Below are 20723 nucleotides of genomic sequence, written 5' to 3'. Positions count from 1 at the left end.
CGGCGCTTGATTGCGTGAGAGGTTGAGGATGCTGCTGCGATACCTTGCCTACGCCCTGGTCGCCATCTGGTTCATCCATGCGCTCTGGCCGGAGCCGGCCCATGCTCAGGACGTGTCCGCACCGATCAGCCAGTGCCAGGCGATCGCCGCAGCCACGCCGGTGGCGACCTTCGTCAGCTTCGCAGCACCCGAGATCGCGCCTGTCGCGGCGGCGGCCGACGGCGAAGTCACCATCACCTATGTCGGCCACTCGACCTTCCTGATCGAAACGCCGGGCGGGATTTCGATCGCCACCGATTACAACGGCTGGTTCCGGACCGCGACGCGGCCCGACGTCGTGACCATGAACAAGGCCCATTCGAGCCACTATACGCTGACGCCGGACCCGGCGATCCGTCACGTGCTGCATGGTTGGGGCGAGGATGGCGAGCCGGCCGACCACGATCTCGTCGTCGGCGATACCTATATCCGCAACGTGACGACCGACATCCGCTCCGGCTTCGAGGGCATGGAGCCGGACGGCAATTCGATCTTTATATTCGAGGTGGCAGGACTCTGCATCGGTCATCTCGGCCACCTCCACCACGAGCTCGACGACAGCCACTACCGGCAGATCGGCCGGCTCGACGTTTTGATGGTGCCCGTCGACGGCGGCCTGACGATGGGGGCGGAAAGCATGAGCCGCGTCACGTCGCGGCTGCGCGCCGCGCTCATCCTGCCGATGCACCGGCGCGGACCGCCGATCGGCGATTTCCTGGCGATGTTCGGCGACGACTATGACAAGAGCTTCGCCACCGGTCCAAGCATCACGGTTTCGCTGCGCACTCTGCCGAGCAAGCCGCTGATCCATGTGCTCCAGGGGGTTTGACGGGCGGAACTGCATTTGCGCGTGAGTCGAATTCCGCGTGGCGGAACGGTGGCCCTGCTGGACGAAAAGCGGCAATGAAACTATAAGGCGCCCGATCCCAACAAATTCATGCATGCAGAGGGCGTCATGGCTGGCCATTCACAGTTCAAGAACATCATGCACCGCAAGGGCCGTCAGGATGCGGTGCGCTCGAAAATGTTTTCCAAGCTCGCGCGCGAAATCACCGTTGCCGCGAAGACCGGCCTGCCCGACCCGGGCATGAACCCGCGCCTCCGGCTCGCCATCCAGAACGCCAAGGCGCAGTCGATGCCGAAGGACAATATCGAGCGCGCCATCAAGAAGGCTGCCGGCGGCGACGCGGAGAACTACGAAGAAGTCCGCTACGAGGGCTATGGCCCGGGCGGCGTCGCCGTCATCGTCGAGGCATTGACCGACAACCGCAACCGCACCGCCTCCAATGTCCGCTCGATCTTCACCAAGGCCGGCGGCGCACTCGGTGAAACCGGTTCGGTGTCCTTCTCCTTCGACCGCGTCGGCGAAATCACCTACCCGCTTTCGGCCGGCGACGCCGACAAGGTGATGGAAGCGGCGATCGAATCGGGCGCCGACGACGTGGCGACGGACGAGGAAGGCCACACGATCATCTGCGGTTTCGAAGATATCGGCGACGTTTCGAAGGCGCTCGAAGGCGTGCTCGGCGAAGCCGAGACCGTCAAGGCGATCTGGAAGGCGCAGAACACAGTGCCGGTCGACGAGGAAAAGGCACAGTCGCTGATGAAGCTCATCGACAACCTCGAGGACGATGACGACGTCCAGAACGTCTATTCGAACTTCGAGGTGTCCGAGGAAGTGCTGGCGAAGCTTTCCGCCTGAGGTCTGTTCGGCGCTGGGCAAGCGGGCGTAATACCCCCCTCTGCCCTGCCGGGCATCTCCCCCGCAAGGGGAGAGATCGGCAAGCGGCGATGTTCCGCTCAATCAATTGCTCGTCACGCGAACCGTGAAAACTGGTCTCTTTGACATTCGCAAACTCAGTGCCAGGCAGCGCTTTGCTTCTGGCCGATCTCCCCCCTTGGGGGAGATGCCCGGCAGGGTAGAGGGGGTGGCACCCTTTGCGGTCAAGCAGCCCGCGCCAAATCCGCTTGCGCCTGTGCGAATAGCTTCAGCGAGTGCAGCCGCTTCTCCATGTCGAAGATCGGCATGGAGACGATCAGCTCGTCGGCCCTGGTGAGATCGACGAAGGACGCGATCTTGCGGCGGATGGTTTCGGGACCGCCGACGACCGCATAGCTCATCGCATGGTCGACGAAGATTTTTTCGTCCGGAGTCCACAGCCCCTCCATCGACCGGACGGGCGGCGGGAAGCGACCACGCGCATTGCGGCGAAGCGCCACGAAGGATTGCTGCATCGAGGTGAAAAGATAGTTGGCCTCCTCGTCCGTGTCGGCCGCAACGCCCATGACGCCGACCATCACCTGCGGCTTGTCGAGCTGCGGCGACGGCGTGAAGCGCTCGCGATAGATCTCGAGCGCGGAGAGCAGCATATCCGGTGCGAAGTGCGATGCGAAGGCGAAGGGAAGGCCGAGCATGCCGGCGAGATGGGCGCTGAAGTGGCTCGAGCCGAGCAGCCAGATCGGCACGTTCGAATCGGCCCCCGGCACGGCGATGATTTTCTGATCTTCGCTGACGGGCCCGAGCAGCGCCTGAAGCTCCACGACATCATTCGGGAAATTGTTCGAGCTTGCTTCCATATTGCGCCGGAGCGCCTGCGCCGTCCGCATGTCGGTGCCGGGCGCACGGCCGAGGCCGAGATCGATACGGCCGGGATAAAGGGCGGCAAGCGTGCCGAATTGCTCGGCAATGACGAGCGGCGAATGGTTGGGGAGCATGATGCCGCCGGAGCCGACGCGGATGCTCTGCGTCGCCGAAGCCACATGCGAGATGACGATCGAAGTGGCGGCGCTGGCAATTCCCTTCATGCCGTGATGCTCGGCCAGCCAGAAGCGCCTGTAGCCATTCTCCTCCGCTGCGATCGCCAGCCGGCGCGAGTTTTCCAGCGACTGGGCGACGCTGCCGCCTTCGGTAATCGGCGACAGGTCGAGAACGGAAAAGGGCAGCATGGCAAACGCTTTCAATTAAGAGAAATTGATCGATCGCAATGTAGGTTCAAGTTTCTTTGCGCCAAGGCCCCGCCTGCGTTTTTCCTTCGGCGGATGTCGTTTCTGTGTAATGTTTTTGTTTTGTTCACTTTTTTCTGGCAGCGTCCCGTTGACCGACATAGGGTGAGCCATGCAGACGACGATTCGCATCATCGGCATCGATCCGGGCCTGAGACGCACAGGCTGGGGCATTATCGAGACGCTCGGCAATTCGCTGCGTTTCGTCGCTTCCGGCACGGTGACCTCCGACGGCGAGATGGACCTTGCCTCGCGCCTCTGCCAGTTGCACGACGGGCTTGCCGAGGTGGTGCATGGCTACCAGCCGCACGAGGCGGCGGTGGAACAGACCTTCGTCAACAAGGACGCGACGGCGACGCTGAAGCTCGGCCAGGCGCGCGGCATCGCCATGCTGGTTCCGGCGCGCGCCGGCCTCCGGGTCGCCGAATATGCACCGAATGCGGTGAAGAAGGCAGTAATCGGCGTCGGCCATGGGGAGAAGCAGCAGATCCATATGATGTTGAAGGTGCTGATGCCCAAGGCCGAGTTCAAGGGCAACGACGCCGCCGACGCGCTTGCCATCGCCATCTGCCATGCGCACAACAGGCAGGCGATCACGAACCGCCTTGCGGCGCTTGCGGGGTAGGGCAGGCAATGGCGGCTAAGCCCATCCCCCTCTGGCCTGCCGGCCATCTCCCCCACAAGGGGGGAGAATATGTGCCGCTGGTCACTGGTTCCTACCGAAAGGTTTCAGCAAGTGGAACGCTGCCGTGGAGGCACGGATCGTGCCACTCCTTTTCTCCCCCCTTGTGGGGAAGATGGCCGGCAGGCCAGAGGGGGTGCGCGGAACGCAAGCCTCAAAGGGACGTACAGGGACCCAGAAAGACGGAAGCCAGATGATAGGCAAGCTCAAAGGCACCATCGACGAAATCGGCGAGGACTATGTCGTCCTCGACGTTCAGGGGGTCGGATATGTGGCCTATTGTTCGGCCCGCACGCTCGCCAGGCTCGGCTCGGCCGGTGAGGCTGCGGTGCTTTTCATCGAGACCTATGTGCGCGAAGACCAGTTGAAGCTTTTCGGCTTTCTGTCGGTCCTCGAGCGCGAATGGTTCCGCCTGCTGCAGACCGTCCAGGGAGTGGGCTCGAAGGTGGCGCTGGCGCTGCTTTCGACGCTGACACCCGGCGAACTCGCCAACGCCATCGCGCTGCAGGACAAAACGTCGGTGGCGCGCGCGCCAGGCGTCGGACCGAAGGTGGCGGTGCGCATCGTCACCGAGCTGAAGAACAAGGCTCCGGCCTTTGCCGGCGACATGGCCCCGACGATCGGCCTCAGGCAGGAACTGAGCGAGGGAGTTGCCTCTGCTCCCGTCGCCGATGCGGTGTCGGCGCTCACCAATCTCGGCTATTCACGCGACCAGGCGGCGAACGCGGTCGCCGCGGCCTTGAAGAATGGCGGCGAGGGGGGTGACAGCGCCAAGCTGATCCGCCTGGGATTGAAGGAGCTGGCGCGCTGAGGCGGGAAGCCTTTCTGCAGCCACAATGGAATAGGAGTGAGGGTGTGCGCGATCGCACTGGATTGACTGCCGCCCGCGCACTAAGGTTGGGACACGCGGGGGCGAAATCGAGCGGCCGCGCGATCCATCCCGCAACGGAAGTTTGAGATGACTGAAGCCGCACGCCTGATTGCGCCGGAAAAGCGGGGCGAGGACCTCGATGCGACGCTGCGCCCGCAGTCGCTCGACGAGTTTACCGGCCAGGCGGAAGCGCGCGCCAATCTGAAGATCTTCATCGAGGCGGCCCGCAACCGCGGCGAGGCGCTCGATCACGTTCTCTTCGTCGGCCCGCCCGGTCTCGGCAAGACGACGCTCGCGCAGATCATGGCGAAGGAACTCGGCGTCAATTTCCGCTCGACCTCCGGCCCGGTCATCGCCAAGGCCGGCGATCTCGCGGCGCTGCTCACCAATCTCGAAGAGCGCGACGTGCTGTTCATCGACGAAATCCACCGGTTGAACCCGGCGGTCGAGGAAATCCTCTATCCGGCCATGGAGGATTTCCAGCTCGACCTGATCATCGGCGAAGGGCCGGCGGCGCGCTCGGTGAAGATCGATCTTGCCAAGTTCACGCTGGTGGCGGCGACGACGCGCCTCGGTCTCTTGACAACGCCGTTGCGCGACCGCTTCGGCATCCCGGTGCGGCTCAATTTCTACACGGTCGAGGAACTGGAACTGATCGTCCGTCGCGGCGCGCGGCTGATGGGCCTCGGCATGACCGATGAGGGCGCGCGCGAAATCGCCCGCCGGGCGCGCGGCACGCCGCGCATCGCCGGCCGGCTGCTGCGCCGGGTGCGCGACTTCGCCGAGGTGGCGCGGGTCGAGGCCGTGACGCGGGAGCTTGCCGACGAGGCGCTGACGCGGTTGCTGGTCGACAATATGGGACTTGATCAGCTCGATCGCCGTTACCTGACGATGATCGCCCATAATTTCGGCGGCGGCCCCGTCGGCATCGATACGATCGCGGCCGGCCTATCGGAGCCGCGTGATGCGATCGAGGATATCATCGAACCCTATCTGATCCAGCAGGGTTTCATCCAGCGTACGCCGCGCGGCCGCGTGCTGACGGCGAATGCCTGGAAACATCTGGGATTGAACCCGCCGAAGGACGTCGAGGCGGCGCAGTTCCGGCTGACGCTCGAGGAGGACTGAGATGATCACCCGCCGCGGCTTGCTGCAGGTTCTCCGCGGTGGGGTCGCAAGTGCCATGGCGCTCGGCGGCTATGCCTTTGCCGTCGAGCCGATGGCGCGTCTGAGGATCGCGCATTATGCCTTGACGCCGCCCGGCTGGACGCCGGGTCTCAAGCTGCGCGTCGTCGCGCTTGCCGACCTGCATGCCTGCGAGCCGTGGATGTCGGCGCGGCGGATTGCTTCCATCTGCAAGCGTGCCAATGAACTCGACGGCGACGTCACCGTTCTGCTCGGCGATTATGCCTCCGGCATGAATTGGGTGACGCGCTACGTCCATTCCAGCGAGTGGTCGAAGGCGCTGTCGATGCTCGAAGCGCCGCTCGGCGTCCACGCGGTCATGGGCAATCATGACTGGTGGGAGGACCGGACCGCCCAGAAGACCGGAGGGGGCGAGACCTTCGGACATCGCGCCCTGGCCGAGGTCGGCATCCCGGTCTACAGCAACCGCGCCCTCCGGCTGGAGAAAGATGGTTTCGGCTTCTGGATCGCCGGGCTCGAGGACCAGCTTGCGCTTCTGCCGGGCAAGAAATGGAAGCGCAGCACAATGGGCGGGCTCGACGATCTCGGCGGGACGCTGGCGCAGGTGACTGACGAGGCGCCAGTCATCCTGCTTGCGCATGAGCCCGACATCTTCCCGACGGTACCGCCGCGGGTTTCTTTGACCCTTTCGGGACATACCCATGGCGGGCAGGTGCGGTTCATCGGCCACTCCCCGGTCGTGCCTTCCCGCTTCGGCGATCGCTACGCCTATGGCCATATCGTCGAGGAGGAGCGCAATCTGATCGTTTCGGGCGGACTTGGTTGCTCGATCGCGCCTGTTCGTTTCGGCGTACCGCCGGAGATCGTCGTCGCCGACCTGGGCTGAGGGGGCCCGACCGCATGGCTTAGGCGCGCGGCCGAATGGTGTATTTCGGTGGCGCCGCGTGCTCGCTATGATTCAGCAAGGATAGAGCCGGCCGGCGACGATGGGCGAACTTTCCTTTGCCTGGGCCGCCTCCATGAAGGCGGCCGGACGTTTGAAGTCCATCTGGAGGAGGGAAAAGTGCATGCTTGCGCGGCGTGGATTCCTCAAGCTCCTGGGCGGACTGGTGATGGCGGGATTTGGGACGACCGCCTATGCCATCGGCATCGAACCGTTGCAGCGGCCGCTTGTCACGTCCTATGCCGTGAAGCCTGCCAACTGGCCGACAGGGCTAAAGCTCAGGATCGTCGTTCTGGCGGACATCCATGCCTGCGAACCGTGGATGCCGGTACGCCGGATTGCCAGCATCTGCGATCAAGCCAGTGCGCTTGGTGGCGATATCATCCTCCTACTCGGCGATTACATGAGCAGTCTGCGTCTGACCGGTTTCGTCGAACCAGCCCGTTGGGCCGAGGCATTGGCGCGACTGAAGGCGCCGCTCGGGGTCCACGCGATCGTAGGCAATCACGACTGGCTCAACGATCCGGTGGCCAGCCTAGCCGGGCACGGTCCGACCCTGGCGCACACGGCGCTCGCCGGCGTCGGTATCCCCGTCTACGACAATCGCGCGCTACGCCTCGAAAAGGATGGGCATCCCTTCTGGCTTGCCGGTCTGTCGGATCAGCTCGAGCCCTCCTATCCGGCGTCGGACGGTGCCGGTATGATCGACGGGCTCGATGACCTGCCCGGCACTCTGGCGGGCATTGACGGTGGCGATCCGATCATTCTGATGGCGCACGAACCCGATATCTTCGTCGACGTGCCCCGGTGCGTATCGCTGACGCTCGCCGGCCATACCCATGGCGGGCAGGTGAGGTTTTTGGGTTATGCGCCGCTCGTTCCGTCGCGATACGGCAACCGCTACGCTTATGGGCATATCATCGAGGACGATCGCCATATGATCGTCTCAGGCGGATTAGGTCTTTCGAATTTGCCGGTGCGGATCGGATCGCCGCCGGAGGTCGTTGCCATCGACATAGGCTAGGGCATCGGCCCCAAAACCGGACTAGATTTTCGAAAAGCTCGTAGATTCAAAGGGTTACAGCGACCTTTGCGCGTCTGAAAAGACGCGCGGCGCTGTAGCGCCATCAGGAAGGTGTCGGGCTGCCATCCCCGGCCCGGTTACGGTTGCGAGTGAGCGCAGCGTCTCCAGTATCGTGGGAAGCGGCTGTTTCCGCTGCGCCTCTTCGGTGCCGGTATTGACGAGGGACTGATAGATGAGGACGATGCCGGGGGTGAACGACCGCTTGCAGATGCCGCGCGTCAGGCATCGTGTGGCTCCTACCCTGGCGTTTCCAGCGTCAGGCGAGCAGACTTCTGACCGTTGCCTGCAATCGCTCCCGTCCGCCCGGCTGCCAGCCAAGGGCCCGGATCTTTTCGGTATTCATGCTATTGAATGCCGCCAGCGCGGCCGGGTCCGGAAGGGGGTGAGGACACCCGATGATATTCTGAACCATTGCCAGGATGCCACGATTGTCGATGAGGACATCGGAGACGTTCAACACGCCGCCCTGCAGGCGATCCAGTGGTGTTTGGAGGGCAAGGCGCACGGCAGCGGCCACATCCTCACCATGCACTTCCGTGCCGGCACGTGGCGCGATGACGCGGCCCGAGAGATAGTCATCGAAAAGCGGCTGCCATTTGTGAGCAGCGCCCTCGTCGGGTACGCCGTAGACGCCGGTCACACGCAGGCTCACAGTCTTGAATGCGGCTGTGCCCAGTGCGTCGAGTTCGTTTTCGGCTTCCAGCTTGAGCGCGCCATAGAGGCTATCGGAATTGCAGGGCGTATCTTCAAAGAGGTCTGCTCCCGGCGGCTGCTCGCCATAGACGGCCCGGCTCGACAGGAAGACGCAACGCTTCACCCCCTCATTGCGAGCCGTCTGAAACAGTCGGACGGAGCCATCGAGATTGCTGCGGCGAAAACCCTCGGGATCATTGCCTTCACCGCCACGATAGCGACCGGCGACATGCTGGAAGGCGGCATGGACGAAATGGTCGATGTGGCGGAAGGCGCCGCCCTGGTCGATATCCGGGGCGAGCGCGAGCGGGACGAAGGCGACAGGCTTCGAAAACAGGGCGCTTGCGGGTGGCGTGCGGCCGCCGACGACCACTTCATATCCGCTCGCTATCAGGTGCTCGACGATGAAGCGGCCGACGAAGCCGGTGCCGCCGGAGACGAGGACGCGGGTCATGGCAGCGTGGAGCCGGTTTGCGGCGGGCTCGGCAGAGTGGCTAGGTGAGGAACATTCTCGCCCGTCAGGTAGGCATGCCAGAGGTCGATCAGCGGCCGCAGCACGTCCGCACGCGGATGGTCCTTCTCCCAAGGCTTCTCGTACTGGTAGTGCAGTACGCCGATCGATCGCCAGTCCCACAGTTCCGGCAGGTTGAACCAGACATATTGCAGCATGTTCATCGTCACCGGCAGGCCGTGCCAGTCGGGAAAGAAGCTCTGCAGGAAGGTCTGGTCGGTGCGCGGCCAGAAGGCACCCGGCGCGTCGAGTGCCGCCAGCATGTTTTCGAAGGTCTCGAGCGACGGCTTTGCGACGAAAACGCCTGAATTCAGCCGATAAAAATCGGCGAGGCTCTCATAGACGTTCGGCGCGGCGGAAAACTCCGGATAGAGGAAGAGCTTGTCGATATTGCGCAGCACGAGCGCGTCGGCATCGATGAAGACGCAGCGCTGATATTCGACCAGCTGCCAGAGGCGAAGCTTGCAGAAATTGTCGAGCGGCGAGTGGAAGTCGGGCTTGCGTCCCTTGGTGAAGGGCGCAAGCTCGTGGACGTTGCGGCGCTGATGCCGGGCGTTGAATTCGTCCGAGAGCGGCAGCAGCTCCGTTTCGATCAGGCGACAGTCGAATTCCGTCAACGGTTCGAGGGCGACGGGCTCCACGCCGCCCGTGTAGAGCACGACGATATCCGCCGGCGTCCGCGTCAGGCGGATCGACCGCAACAGGGCCCGCGCGCCGAGCGCATAATCGGCATTGGTGACCAGCGTCACGAAAGCATCCTGGGCGGCGGCCGGGGAACAGGGGAGGCCTCCCTCCGGATGGGGCGTCGCAGGGTTCATGAGACGGATTTCAGCCGTTTGCCTTCGGGATCATGGTTGATCAAGGGGGCGATGTCCTTCGTCCAGGCGGAGACGGCCGGCACGCGCGAACGGTCGACGCGGTAGGCGAATTTCTTCGCCACGTCGACGATCTCGGAAAGCAGCCCGTCCTGGAGGCGGATCGGATCGAGCCCGAGCGCCAGGAACTTCTCGTTGTGCACGACGAGATCATTTTCGGCCGCTTCCTTGCGCGGATTGGGCAGCCAGGCGATCTCCGAGCCGGTCATCCTGGCGATCATCTCGGCGAGATCGCGGACGCGGTGCGTTTCGGTCATCTGGTTGAAGATTTCCACCCGGCTGCCGCGCGCGGGCGGGCTGTTGAGCGCAAGCTCGATGCAGCGCACCGAGTCCTGAATGTGGATGAAGGCACGGGTCTGGCCCCCGGTGCCGTGAACCGTCAGCGGGTAGCCGATCGCCGCCTGGATCAGGAAGCGATTGAGCACCGTCCCGTAGTCGCCGTCATAATCGAAGCGGTTGATGAGCTGCGGATGACGGCGCGTCTGCTCGGTATGGGTGCCCCAGACGATGCCCTGGTGCAGGTCGGTGATCCTGAGGCCGTCATTCTTCGCATAGAACTGGAAGAGCAACTGATCGAGGCACTTGGTCATGTGGTAGATCGATCCCGGATTGGACGGGTAGAGGATCTCCTGGCTGACCGTCTCGCCGCCCATGGTCTCGATCCCGACCGGCAGGTAACCTTCGGGGATCGCCGCGCCGATCGTCGAATAGCCGTAGACGCCCATGGTGCCGAGATGGACGAGATGGGCGTCGAGGTCGAGTTCGACCAGCGCGTTCAGGAGGTTATGGGTTGCGTTGACGTTGTTGTTGACGGTGTAGTTCTTGTGGCGGTCGCTCTTCATCGAATAGGGCGCGGCGCGCTGCTCGGCGAAATGCACGATCGCGTCGGGGCGATGTTCGGAAAGCCAGTTCTTCAGGAGCTCGTAGTCGCGGGCGAGGTCGATCAGGTTGAAATGGATGCGACGGCCGGTCTCCGCGTGCCAGATGCGGGTGCGCTCCTGGATGGAATCCATCGGGGTCAGGGATTGCACCCCGAGCTCCGTGTCGATCCAGCGGCGGGAGAGGTTGTCGAGAATGTGGATGTCGTGGCCCGCATCGGACAAATGCAATGCGGTGGGCCAGCCGACAAAACCGTCGCCGCCGAGGATTGCCATCTTCATGCACGATTCTCCTGATCGGGAAGGGACACGGTGACCTGATAGGATAGGATTGTGACAAAGCTGCAATGCTTGCAAATGTCTTTTTGTTCCTGCACAGGAAAAGCGAAAATCCTCCCGGAGAATGCCATGTCACTGATTTCGCTTGCCGGCGAGCTGACCGAGACCGGCCACAGTTTGATCCAGCGGGTCTATTACGAGGACACCGATTTCTCCGGCGTCGTCTACCACGCCCGCTACCTGCATTTCATGGAGCGGGCGCGAACGGATTATCTGCGGTTGCTGGGCGTGGAACAGGCCTCACTCGCCATCGAGGGGGATGCGGAAGGCCTCGTTTTCGTCGTTCACCGCATGGAAATCGACTTCAAATCGCCGGCCCGGATGGACGACATCCTGACGATCGAGACCACCACCGAGAAAGCCGGCGGCGCCAAGATGGTGCTGCAGCAGGAGATCCGTCGCGCCGGCGTGCTGCTGATCGCCGCCAAGGTGATCATCGCCGTTATCAATGGACAGGGCAAACCGCGGCGCCTGCCGGAGGCGCTGGCGACGAAGTTCCTGGCGGCGCAGAGAGCGCCCGCGCAACCAGGCTAGCCGACCGCCGATTCCAGTACCTTCTTCGTCAGCGACTGCTTTGTCTTGGCGATCTCCGGCCAGGGATCGGTGCCCGTCTCGATGCGCCCCAGGATGTCGGCAATGTGAAAGCCGTTGGCGGCGTCAAGCCTCTCGAGCTCGTCCCAGCCGACCGGCGTAGCGACGGGCCCACCGGCGCGGGCACGCGTGGAATAGGGGGCGATCGCGGTCGAGCCGCGGTCATTCCTCAGCCAGTCGATGAAGATCCGACCCTTGCGCTTCGCCTTCGACATGGTGGCGACGAAATGCTCCGGGTCGCGCTCGGCGAAAGATTGCGCAACCCGCTTGGCGAAGGCTTTTGCCTCTTCCCATTCTGCTTGCGGTCGAAGCGGCACGATGACATGGACGCCCTTGCCGCCGGTCACCATGGCGACGGTCTGGAGGCCGATACCGGCAAGTTCGTCGCGCAGCGTGGCGGCGGCCGCCTTTACCGTGGCGAAGTCGACGCTCGGATCGGGGTCGAGGTCGAAGACCAGGCGATCGGGTTTTTCCAGGCGGCCGATCGTCGCCCCCCAGATGTGAAACTCGAGCGTGCCCATCTGCACGGCCGCGACAAGGCCCTTGGCGTCGTGGACATACATGTAGTTCTCGGTGTCGCCGGACGATTCTTCGATCGGCACCTCGCGGATCGCCTCCGGGAAACCGTCGCTGGCGTGCTTCTGGTAGAAGCAGTGCCGCTCACCGCCCTGCGGGCAGCGCACCAGCGAAAGGGGATGATCGGCTGCGAAGGGCAGCATCCGCTCCGCGACCACGGCATAGTAGCGGGCAAGGTCGATCTTGGTGATGCCCTGGCCTTCGAAGAGGATGCGCTCGGGGTGCGAGATCCGGACGCCGAGGACGTCGGCGTCGCCATTGCTGGACGACGCCTTGCTCTTCGTGGCAGCGGGTTTGCCCTTCCCCGTTTTCGGCGCGGCGTCTGTCGGTTTCACTGCTTCCAGTTTCATGGCCTCGACCTCCGTGTCCCTCGCAGAATCCATCGAACAAATGCGGCGAATCCACCTCCGCCACCAGCCGGCTTCAGCGCTTGAGAGCTTCGTCCTTATCGGCGATCGCGCCTGCCTTTAGGTTGGCGGCGGTGCTCCTGTTGGAATGCCAGACGCGCGCCCGTTTCTCGCCCTTGCCTCGAGCGATCTCGTCCATTGTGCGGCCGGTGACCACGCTAGTAAGATTCTCCTGGATCAGGCTCTCGCCGTCCTCAGAGGCGATCTCGTCGGTTTCCTTGACGAGCAGCCAGTTTTCCCGCTTGTCGCCGTCGCGCTTCCGCATGCGCACGAGCGCCCAGCCACCTTTCATCCGGCTGCCGTGCAATTTGAAGGAAAGCTTGCCCCTCCTCAGAGCCTTCGTCGGGTCGTCTTCCGGCTCCCACCAGCCTGTGTCCCAGAGCATCACCGTGCCGCCGCCATATTCTCCTTCCGGTATCGTGCCCTCGAAGTCTCCATAGGCGAGGGGGTGATCCTCGGTGCGCACGGCAAGGCGCTTGTCTCCCGGGTTGAGACTGGGGCCGCGCGTGACCGCCCAGCTCTTCAGCACGCCCTCCCATTCGAGGCGAAAGTCGTAGTGCAGGCGTGTGGCGTCGTGCTTCTGGACCAGGAAGCGCTTCCGGTCACCGCTGGTCCGCGCGACCTTGCCCTTGGGCTCGCGTGTCTTGGTGAAGTCGCGGCGCCGGTTGTATTCGGAGAGCGGTTCGTTTCGAGCGGCCATGGGTGATCCCAAACCGATTCCGGTTCGGCTCCGAAACGTGCAAGAGCCGGCGAAGTTCCTTGCCGTGCCGCCGGCAAGCATCGCTTCGGTAACACTCCCTTAACGATAATAGTGTCTTTATCTGTGTATCAGGATTTGTGCAGTGCACGTCATCCTTTGACCAAAATTGACGGCAAGAAGGCAAGCTGAAGCGAGTATATCGCAATCGCCGCGAATGGCAGCGATGCCGGGGCATTTTGCAGCAGGACGTTTGGGCGACCCGGTCATGAGCATGCGTTGCTCTGCCGGGTGTTTGGATTCGGGGACTGAGATCGATGGAACAGGTTGGATTGGCCGCGACGAGCGATGTGACCCTCTGGTCGCTGTTCATGCAAGCAGGCTTGGTGGTCAAGCTGGTCATGCTGGGGCTGATTGCAGCTTCGGTCTGGACTTGGGCGATCGTCGTCGACAAGTCGCTGAACTACGGGCGCGTTCGCCGCCAGCTGGACAATTTCGAGCAGGTCTTCTGGTCCGGCCAGTCGCTCGAGGAGCTCTATCGTACGCTCTCCGATCGGCAGACGACCGGCATGGGCGCGATCTTCGTCTCGGCGATGCGCGAGTGGAAGAAGAGCTTCGAACGCGGCGCCCGCTCGCCGATCGGCCTGCAGATGCGCATCGACCGCGCCATGGATGTGACGCTCGCCCGCGAATCCGAAACGCTCGAGGCGCGGCTCGGTTCGCTCGCGACGATCGGTTCGGCGGCTCCGTTCATCGGCCTCTTCGGCACCGTCGTCGGTATCATGACCTCGTTCCAGGCGATCGCCGGCTCGAAGTCGACCAACCTCGCCGTCGTTGCGCCGGGTATCGCCGAGGCGCTGCTGGCGACAGCCATCGGCCTGCTCGCCGCTATCCCTGCCGTCATCGCCTATAACAAGTTCACCGCCGACGCCGGCAAGCTGACCGCCCGCATGGAAGCCTTCGCCGACGAGTTCTCCGCCATCCTGTCGCGGCAGATCGACGAGAAGCTGCAGCCTTCGCGCCAGGCCGCGCAATAACGACCTTCGGGCACGGAGACGACGCTGATGGGTATGGCAGTAGGCGGAGCCAAGGGGTCGGGCGGCGGGCGCCGTCGGCGCAGAGGCAGGAACGGCACGATCAGCGAAATCAACGTGACGCCGCTGGTCGACGTCATGCTGGTGCTGTTGATCATCTTCATGGTGGCGGCGCCGATGATGACGGTGGGCGTGCCGATCGACCTGCCGGAAACGCAGGCGAAGGCGATGAACGCCGACACCCAGCCGATCACCGTCTCGGTCAATCCGGCCGGCGAGATCTTCCTGCAGGAAACGCCGATCGGCATCGACGAAGTCGTTCCGAAGCTCGAGGCGATCGCCACAACCGGCTACAACGAGCGCATCTATGTGCGCGGCGACACCAATGCCGACTACGGCACGGTGATGAAGGTCATGGCGCGCATCTCGGCGGCCGGCTTTAAAAATCTCGGGCTGGTAACGCTTCAAGAACAGGAAAAGTGATCCCCGGACATGAAGGGCGGTCTTGCTACATCTGCTGTCCTCCACGCCCTGGTCCTCACCTGGGCGCTGGTGTCGCTTGGCAGCCCGGCCGAATTCGAGGTCGCGGATGTCGAGGCGCTGCCGGTCGACATCGTGCCGATCACCGACATGACCCAGATCCAGCAGGGCGACAAGAAGGCACCGGCCAAGGAAAAGGCTTCGCCCGTCCCAACCAAGAAGCCGACACCGGTCGAGAACGCCGAGAATATCGGCGACAACGACGTCGACCTGAAGACGCCGCCGAAACCTGAAAGCAAGCCCGTCGAGAACGAATCTGCCGCCGCCCCCGAAAAGACCGAGAAGGCGCCGCCGACACCCGATCCGGTGAAGGAGGAAATCCAGAAGGTCGAGGAGCCCAAGCCGGCTTCGGAGCCGGCGACCGAAGTTGCCGCACTCCCGGAACCGAAACAGGAAGTGAAGCCGGAGACCAAACCGGAGCCTGCGCCGGCCGAGGAACAGCCCGCCGAGAATCCGGAGGCCGAGGCTTTGCCTGACAAGGTGCCGACGCCCCAGGTCAAGCCGAAGGTGGAAAAGCCGGCCCAGACGGCAAAAACCCCGGAACGCAAGAAGGAAGAGACCAAGAAGGAGCAGAAGAAGGCATCCTCCCAGAAGGAGAGCGACTTCAACGCCGACGAGATTGCGGCGCTGCTCAACAAGCAGGAGTCTTCCGGCGGCGGCGCCAAGCGCTCGACGGAGGAAGCGGCGCTCGGCGGCAAGAAGACGACGAGCGGCAACACGCTTTCGCAGAGTGAAATGGACGCGCTGCGCGGCCAGATCCAGAACAACTGGTCGATCATTCCCGGCATGGCCGATGCGGCGGACGTGCGCATCAAGGTGACCTTCCAGCTCGATCAGAACGGTGAGTTGATCGGCGAGCCGGAAGTCGAAGCGACCGGCGGCTCGGAAGCGGCACGCCGGGCGCTTGCCAGCGGTGCGCGACGTGCCGTTCTTAAATCAGCTCCTTTCACGGGGCTGCCCCCAGACAAGTACGATTCGTGGAGCGAGGTGGTCGTCAACTTCGACCCAAGCTCAATGCTCTAGACAGGTTGGGCGTGATGTGAGCGGAAGGCCGCGCACAGTTTTCCTCGCCCGCCCAGAAGGATGAAAGGCTGAAAGGCTTTATGGAAATGCTGAGACGCAATCTTCTCCGTCTTTTCACGTTGATGTTCGCAGGCGCGCTTTTTGCTGCGCCGGCAAACGCGGTCGTGGAGATCGACATCAACAAGGGCAATGTCGAGCCGTTGCCGATCGCGGTGACCGACTTCCTCCAGGGCGAGCTCGCCCAGAAGATTTCCGACGTGGTCGCCGCCGACCTGAAACGCTCCGGGCTTTTTGCACCGATCGACAAGGGTGCCTTCATCGAGAAGATCGCCAACCCCGATGCGGCACCGCGCTTCGAGGACTGGAAGGTGATCAATGCGCAGGCGCTGGTCATCGGCCGCGTGACCCAGGAAGGCGACGGCCGGCTGAAGGCGGAGTTCCGTCTCTGGGACACCTTTGCCGGGCAGCAGATGCTCGGCCAGCAGTTCTACACCCAGCCGGAAAACTGGCGACGCGTCGCTCATATCATCGCCGATGCGATCTATGAGCGGATCACCGGCGAGAAGGGCTATTTCGACACGCGCATCGTCTATGTCGCCGAGAGCGGCCCGAAGAATGCCCGCAAGCGGCAGCTGGCGATCATGGACCAGGACGGCTTCAATGCCCGTGCGCTCACCAATTCCAACGACATCGTGCTGACGCCGCGCTTCTCGCCGAACCGTCAGGAAATCACCTACATGTCCTTCGAGAACCAGCAGCCGCGCGTCTATCTGCTGCAGCTCGAAACCGGGCAGCGCGAAGTGGTCGGAAATTTCCCGGGCATGACCTTTGCGCCGCGCTTCTCGCCGGACGGGCAGCGGGTGATCATGAGCCTGCAGCAGGAAGGCAACGCCAACATCTATACGATGGACCTGCGTTCGCGCACGACGACGCGGCTGACCAACACTGCTGCGATCGACACCTCGCCTTCCTACTCGCCCGATGGTGCCCGGGTCGTTTTCGAAAGTGACCGTGGCGGCAAGCAGCAGCTCTATGTCATGGGTGCGGACGGCTCCGGCCAGACCCGCATTTCCTTCGGCGACGGTTCCTATTCGACGCCGGTCTGGTCGCCGCGCGGCGATCTGATCGCCTTCACCAAGCAGTCGGGCGGCAAGTTCTCGATCGGCGTGATGAAGCCGGACGGCTCCGGCGAGCGTATTCTCACGACCGGCTTCCACAACGAGGGCCCGACCTGGGCGCCGAACGGCCGCGTGCTGATGTTCTTCCGCCAGAATGCCGGTGCCGGCGGGCCACAGCTCTATTCGATCGACCTGACCGGCTATAACGAGCAGCTCATCCAGACCCAGGGCTTCGCCTCCGACCCAGCCTGGTCGCCGCTGATGGAATAGATTGGCCGAAAAGGGATGCGAGCGGCTGTCGCCCGCATCCCGCCTCTCGCATCATTCGTCCACAGGTGCGGCGGGTTTCGTCCCAGGCATGGCGGCAATTGTGGCCGATGTGCCGCTTTCTCGCCGCAAAGTGCTGGTCTAGCAGGCGCCCGACGCAGATTCTCGATTTGTTAACCATAACTGTTGAAAAGCAATTAACCGCTTCCGGTTACAGTCTGGCAACCGTGAATTCAGACACTTCTCAAGGAGACCCGGCCCATGAGCCGAATTGACAGCCCGGCAGCAAGCCGCATGCAGACCCTCGCCCGCAATCCCGTCATGCTCGCTCTCGTGATGACACTTGCCGTCGCCGGCTGCGCTTCCAAGAAGAACATGCCGAACGATGCCGCCGGCCTCGGCCTTGGCGCAGGCGCTGCGACGCCGGGCTCGCAGCAGGACTTCACCGTCAATGTCGGCGACCGCATCTTCTTCGATACCGATTCTAGCTCGATCCGTGCCGACGCCCAGGCAACGCTCGACCGCCAGGCGCAGTGGCTGGCGAAGTACCCGAACTATGCCATCACCGTCGAGGGCCATGCCGACGAGCGCGGCACCCGCGAATACAACCTGGCGCTCGGCGCCCGCCGCGCCGCTGCGACGCGCGAGTACCTCATCGGCCGCGGCGTTCCCGCGAACCGCATGCGGACGATCTCCTACGGCAAGGAAAAGCCGGTCGCCGTCTGCGACGACATTTCCTGCTGGTCGCAGAACCGCCGCGCCGTCACCGTTCTCGGCGGTGCGGGAAGCTGATAGCCGGCGATTTGAAATGGTTTTTTGAAGGGGCGGCCGCGGGCCGCCTTTTCTTTTTTACCACACTTTGGCCGAACTCCGTTGCTTTTTCACGGCAATTGGAAAACTGTGCGGCACTCGCCCTATGGAATCGTTGGATGTACTGCGGAGCGTGGTCCGGGTGAGAACAATCTATCGAACAGGACAAATGAGATGAAGAAATTTGTCGTGGCAGGGCTGGTTGGTCTTGCGGCCCTTGCGGGTCTCGGCCAAACGGCAAATGCCATGCCGCTCTCGGGGCTCTTGCCCCGCGCGACCCATGCCGCTGCCGCCAGCAAGGGCGACCTGCCGGTGGTGAAGGTGCAATCGACCGACGTCGGCCGGATCGGCCAACTCGAGGAACAGATCCGCTCGCTCAACGGGCGTATCGAGGAAATGAGCTTCCAGCTTCTGCAGATGCAGGAGCAGATCCGGAAGTTCCAGGAGGATAACGAGTTCCGCTTCCAGGATCTGGAAGGCGGCAAGTCCTCTTCAAAGAAAAGCGGCGCACTTGAAACGCCGAAGTCCAGCGATCAGGCGTCCGTCACCCCCGAGGTGACGGATAGCCCGGCGACGACTGCCCCCGCGGACGGCACCGGCATGGCAAGCGCCGATCCGAATGCCGCAGGCGCGGCACCGCCGCCAAGCACGCTCGGCACGATCATCTTCGATGAAAACGGCAATCCGGTCTCGACGACGACGGGTACTGAGCCCGGCGCCAACGCCACGCTTCCGGGCGTGGATAGCGGGATTGCCACTCAAGACGATGGCGGCCTCAACGCCAATCCCGGAAACGAGCAGCAGACCGCTGCCCTCGGCAATCCGGGCGATCTTTATCAATCGGCCTACGGCCATGTCCTCTCCGGCGATTATGGCATGGCGGAGCAGGAGTTCCGCGATTACCTCGCGGCTTTCCCGGAGGGCGACAAGGCGGCCGACGCAAGCTTCTGGATGGGCGAAGCTCAATATTCCCAAGGCAAGTACAACGAGTCCGCGAAGACCTTCCTGAATGCCCATCAGACTTACGGCAAGTCGCCGAAGGCGCCCGAAATGCTGCTCAAGCTCGGCATGTCGCTCGGGGCGCTCGACAACAAGGAAACCGCCTGCGCCACCTTGCGCGAGGTGAACAAGCGTTATCCCAAGGCATCGGCTGCGGTTAAGGCGAAGGTGACGAGCGAACAGAGCCGCTTCGGCTGCTGAGGCCATCCCTATGCCAGAGGCCGTCATCGCTGCGGCAAGACGTTTTCTCAAATCCTTTATCAAGCCAGGGCGGATTCTCGTCGCCATTTCCGGGGGCAGCGATTCCAAGGGGCTGCTCAGTGCGCTTCACGAAGCGCTCGATACTCATGAATTCAACGGGTTCTCACTCGCCGCCTGCACGGTCGATCATGCCTTGAGGCCGGAGTCCGCCGGTGAGGCTGCGGCCGTCGGGGCATTCTGCGCCGGGCTTGGCATTCCCCACCGGATCGGTCATTGGCAGGGCGACAAACCACGCTCGGGCATTCAGGCGGCGGCCCGTCGGAAGCGCTACGACTTGCTGGCCGAAGCGGCAGCCGCTTTCGCTGCCGACTGTATCGTCACCGGCCACACGCGCGATGATCAGAACGAGACGATTGCCATGCGCGCTGCGCGCGACGAGGGTCGGGGCCCCGGCAGCGCCGGAATGGCGGCGGCCATGCTCTTCGGGCGCCGCATTTGGGTGCTGCGACCATTCATTCGGGTGCGCCGTGCCGATATCCGCACCTTCCTGGAGGCGCGCGGCATTGGCTGGCTCGACGATCCGAGCAATGAAAATCCCTTGTTCGAGCGCGCCCGGGTGCGTGCCCGCCTCGCGGTTGCGGAGCATGCGCCGGGCTCTCAGCGGGACGGCCTGCTGCGTGCCGCCTCCTCGGCAAGAGCGGCTGCCTTGCTACTGGAGCATCTGCGCGTTCACGAGGGACTCGTCGCCGAGGTCGCGGCGGCGCAGGCCGGACGGATGGACGATGCCGACTGGCGCCGCGCCTTGATGACCGTCGCAGCGGTGATCGGCGGCCGCGAACATCCGCCGGGGCGGGCAACGGTCGAGCGGCTGTCAGGCTTTCTGCGATCGGGCGAGGTGGGACGGATGACCGCGGGCCGCGTCGTTTTCGACCGGCGCCGAGACGGCCTTTATCTTTATCGCGAGGAGCGCGATCTGCCGCTCCTGAGGTTGGGCGCAGGGGAGAGCGGTTCCTGGGACGGCCGGTTCACCATAGCGAGCCTCGGCCCGGCCCTGACGATCAGCGCGGAGGGCGAGGGCGGCATGTGGCGGCAGAGGCTTATTGCCGCAGGACTGCCGGAGGGGATTGCCAAGAGGGCGTCGCTGGTGGCACCTCGCGCCGAGCCAGCGGACAGCGCCGGCTCCGGCGCCGAGACCGCAGCGGCGAGGCTCGAATGCCGGATCGGCCCCTACGACACCTTTTTGCCGGGTTTCGACAGGAGCATGGCAGATACGATCGCGCTGTTGTTCGGGCGCGACAGATATGCCCCGCCGCCGGTTGAAGACGTTTTGACAGAAATGGAAGGGTGACCGGCGGTTTTCCTTGGCAAGGCGATGCCGGAACCCTATGTTAAGGGC

Annotated in this window: 19 protein-coding genes and 1 pseudogene; 15 read left to right on the top strand and 5 right to left on the bottom strand. The window is 63.6% G+C overall.

Features of this window, described 5'->3' with window-relative positions; all coding sequences use genetic code 11:
* Positions 1 to 28: 28 nt before the first annotated feature.
* Both CO656_RS18290 and CO656_RS18285 read left to right on the top strand, forming a co-directional pair.
* A complete protein-coding gene (locus tag CO656_RS18290) occupies positions 29 to 868 on the top strand; it encodes an MBL fold metallo-hydrolase (protein ID WP_097526651.1) in 840 nt (279 codons plus the stop codon).
* A gap of 126 nt (positions 869 to 994) precedes the next feature.
* The gene (locus tag CO656_RS18285) at positions 995 to 1741 is read left to right on the top strand and encodes a YebC/PmpR family DNA-binding transcriptional regulator (RefSeq protein WP_037420167.1); all 747 of its coding nucleotides are present in this window, start codon (positions 995 to 997) and stop codon (positions 1739 to 1741) included.
* Positions 1742 to 1983: 242 nt separating this feature from the next.
* On the opposite strand, the gene CO656_RS18280 is transcribed toward CO656_RS18285, so the two are convergent.
* Positions 1984 to 2985 carry an LLM class flavin-dependent oxidoreductase gene (locus CO656_RS18280; protein WP_097526650.1) on the bottom strand — a complete coding sequence of 334 codons (1002 nt, stop codon included), beginning with the start codon at positions 2983 to 2985 and terminating at the stop codon, positions 1984 to 1986.
* 169 nt (positions 2986 to 3154) lie between these two features.
* Here CO656_RS18280 and ruvC point away from each other — a divergent pair, with 169 nt between their 5' ends.
* The 5 genes from ruvC (at position 3155) to CO656_RS18255 (ending at position 7708) form a co-directional block, all read left to right on the top strand.
* Positions 3155 to 3667 (top strand): crossover junction endodeoxyribonuclease RuvC, encoded by a 513-nt coding sequence (ruvC, locus tag CO656_RS18275; RefSeq protein WP_037420052.1) that lies wholly within the window; start codon positions 3155 to 3157, stop codon positions 3665 to 3667.
* Between the two features lie 250 nt (positions 3668 to 3917).
* On the top strand, positions 3918 to 4535 hold the full coding sequence (gene ruvA / locus CO656_RS18270) for a Holliday junction branch migration protein RuvA (protein ID WP_097526649.1): 618 nt from the start codon (positions 3918 to 3920) through the stop codon (positions 4533 to 4535).
* Positions 4536 to 4682: 147 nt separating this feature from the next.
* Positions 4683 to 5723 carry a Holliday junction branch migration DNA helicase RuvB gene (ruvB, locus tag CO656_RS18265; RefSeq protein ID WP_097526648.1) on the top strand — a complete coding sequence of 347 codons (1041 nt, stop codon included), beginning with the start codon at positions 4683 to 4685 and terminating at the stop codon, positions 5721 to 5723.
* A gap of 1 nt (position 5724) precedes the next feature.
* The gene (locus CO656_RS18260; RefSeq protein ID WP_097526647.1) at positions 5725 to 6627 is read left to right on the top strand and encodes a metallophosphoesterase; all 903 of its coding nucleotides are present in this window, start codon (positions 5725 to 5727) and stop codon (positions 6625 to 6627) included.
* Between the two features lie 181 nt (positions 6628 to 6808).
* Positions 6809 to 7708 (top strand): metallophosphoesterase, encoded by a 900-nt coding sequence (locus CO656_RS18255; protein ID WP_097526646.1) that lies wholly within the window; start codon positions 6809 to 6811, stop codon positions 7706 to 7708.
* A 316-nt stretch (positions 7709 to 8024) separates the two neighbouring features.
* Here the strand turns inward: CO656_RS18255 and CO656_RS18250 are convergent, their stop codons facing one another.
* The 3 genes from CO656_RS18250 to CO656_RS18240 are packed head-to-tail and all read right to left on the bottom strand — an operon-like array spanning position 8025 to position 11007.
* On the bottom strand, positions 8025 to 8915 hold the full coding sequence (locus CO656_RS18250) for an NAD(P)-dependent oxidoreductase (protein WP_097526645.1): 891 nt from the start codon (positions 8913 to 8915) through the stop codon (positions 8025 to 8027).
* Positions 8912 to 9790 carry a glycosyltransferase gene (locus tag CO656_RS18245; protein ID WP_037420034.1) on the bottom strand — a complete coding sequence of 293 codons (879 nt, stop codon included), beginning with the start codon at positions 9788 to 9790 and terminating at the stop codon, positions 8912 to 8914. The genes CO656_RS18250 and CO656_RS18245 overlap by 4 nt, the downstream gene beginning before the upstream one ends.
* Entirely contained in the window at positions 9787 to 11007 is a 1221-nt protein-coding gene (locus tag CO656_RS18240; RefSeq protein WP_037420031.1) for an NAD-dependent epimerase/dehydratase family protein, read from the bottom strand. The genes CO656_RS18245 and CO656_RS18240 overlap by 4 nt, the downstream gene beginning before the upstream one ends.
* Before the next feature lie 126 nt (positions 11008 to 11133).
* On the opposite strand from CO656_RS18240, the gene ybgC reads away from it, so the two are divergent.
* The gene (ybgC, locus tag CO656_RS18235; RefSeq protein ID WP_037420028.1) at positions 11134 to 11598 is read left to right on the top strand and encodes a tol-pal system-associated acyl-CoA thioesterase; all 465 of its coding nucleotides are present in this window, start codon (positions 11134 to 11136) and stop codon (positions 11596 to 11598) included.
* Here ybgC and ligD read toward each other — a convergent pair.
* Positions 11595 to 13338: pseudogene (gene ligD, locus CO656_RS18230) on the bottom strand (non-homologous end-joining DNA ligase). The gene ybgC and the pseudogene ligD sit on opposite strands and share 4 nt — an antisense overlap.
* 314 nt (positions 13339 to 13652) lie before the next feature.
* Here ligD and tolQ point away from each other — a divergent pair.
* From tolQ to tilS, 7 genes are all read left to right on the top strand, one after another.
* Positions 13653 to 14372, top strand: a complete 720-nt coding sequence (gene tolQ / locus CO656_RS18225; RefSeq protein ID WP_037420024.1) for a protein TolQ — start codon at positions 13653 to 13655, stop codon at positions 14370 to 14372.
* Between the two features lie 27 nt (positions 14373 to 14399).
* Positions 14400 to 14852: a protein TolR gene (tolR, locus tag CO656_RS18220; protein ID WP_037420021.1), complete on the top strand. Its 453-nt coding sequence runs from the start codon at positions 14400 to 14402 to the stop codon at positions 14850 to 14852.
* Positions 14853 to 14861: 9 nt separating this feature from the next.
* A complete protein-coding gene (locus CO656_RS18215; protein WP_097526644.1) occupies positions 14862 to 15932 on the top strand; it encodes a hypothetical protein in 1071 nt (356 codons plus the stop codon).
* A gap of 80 nt (positions 15933 to 16012) precedes the next feature.
* Positions 16013 to 17320, top strand: coding sequence for a Tol-Pal system beta propeller repeat protein TolB (gene tolB, locus CO656_RS18210; RefSeq protein WP_097526643.1), 1308 nt, complete (start codon positions 16013 to 16015; stop codon positions 17318 to 17320).
* A gap of 258 nt (positions 17321 to 17578) precedes the next feature.
* Positions 17579 to 18109: a peptidoglycan-associated lipoprotein Pal gene (pal, locus tag CO656_RS18205; protein WP_097526642.1), complete on the top strand. Its 531-nt coding sequence runs from the start codon at positions 17579 to 17581 to the stop codon at positions 18107 to 18109.
* A 192-nt stretch (positions 18110 to 18301) separates the two neighbouring features.
* Positions 18302 to 19327, top strand: a complete 1026-nt coding sequence (gene ybgF / locus CO656_RS18200) for a tol-pal system protein YbgF (protein ID WP_097526641.1) — start codon at positions 18302 to 18304, stop codon at positions 19325 to 19327.
* 10 nt (positions 19328 to 19337) lie between these two features.
* Positions 19338 to 20675, top strand: a complete 1338-nt coding sequence (gene tilS, locus CO656_RS18195; RefSeq protein ID WP_097526640.1) for a tRNA lysidine(34) synthetase TilS — start codon at positions 19338 to 19340, stop codon at positions 20673 to 20675.
* Positions 20676 to 20723 lie beyond the last annotated feature (48 nt).

The organism is Sinorhizobium sp. FG01 (assembly GCF_002531875.1).
Taxonomy (GTDB): Bacteria; Pseudomonadota; Alphaproteobacteria; order Rhizobiales; family Rhizobiaceae; genus Sinorhizobium; species Sinorhizobium fredii_C.
The sequence above is the reverse complement of the archived record's forward strand: the minus strand, read 5'-3'. Positions and strand labels throughout refer to the sequence as shown.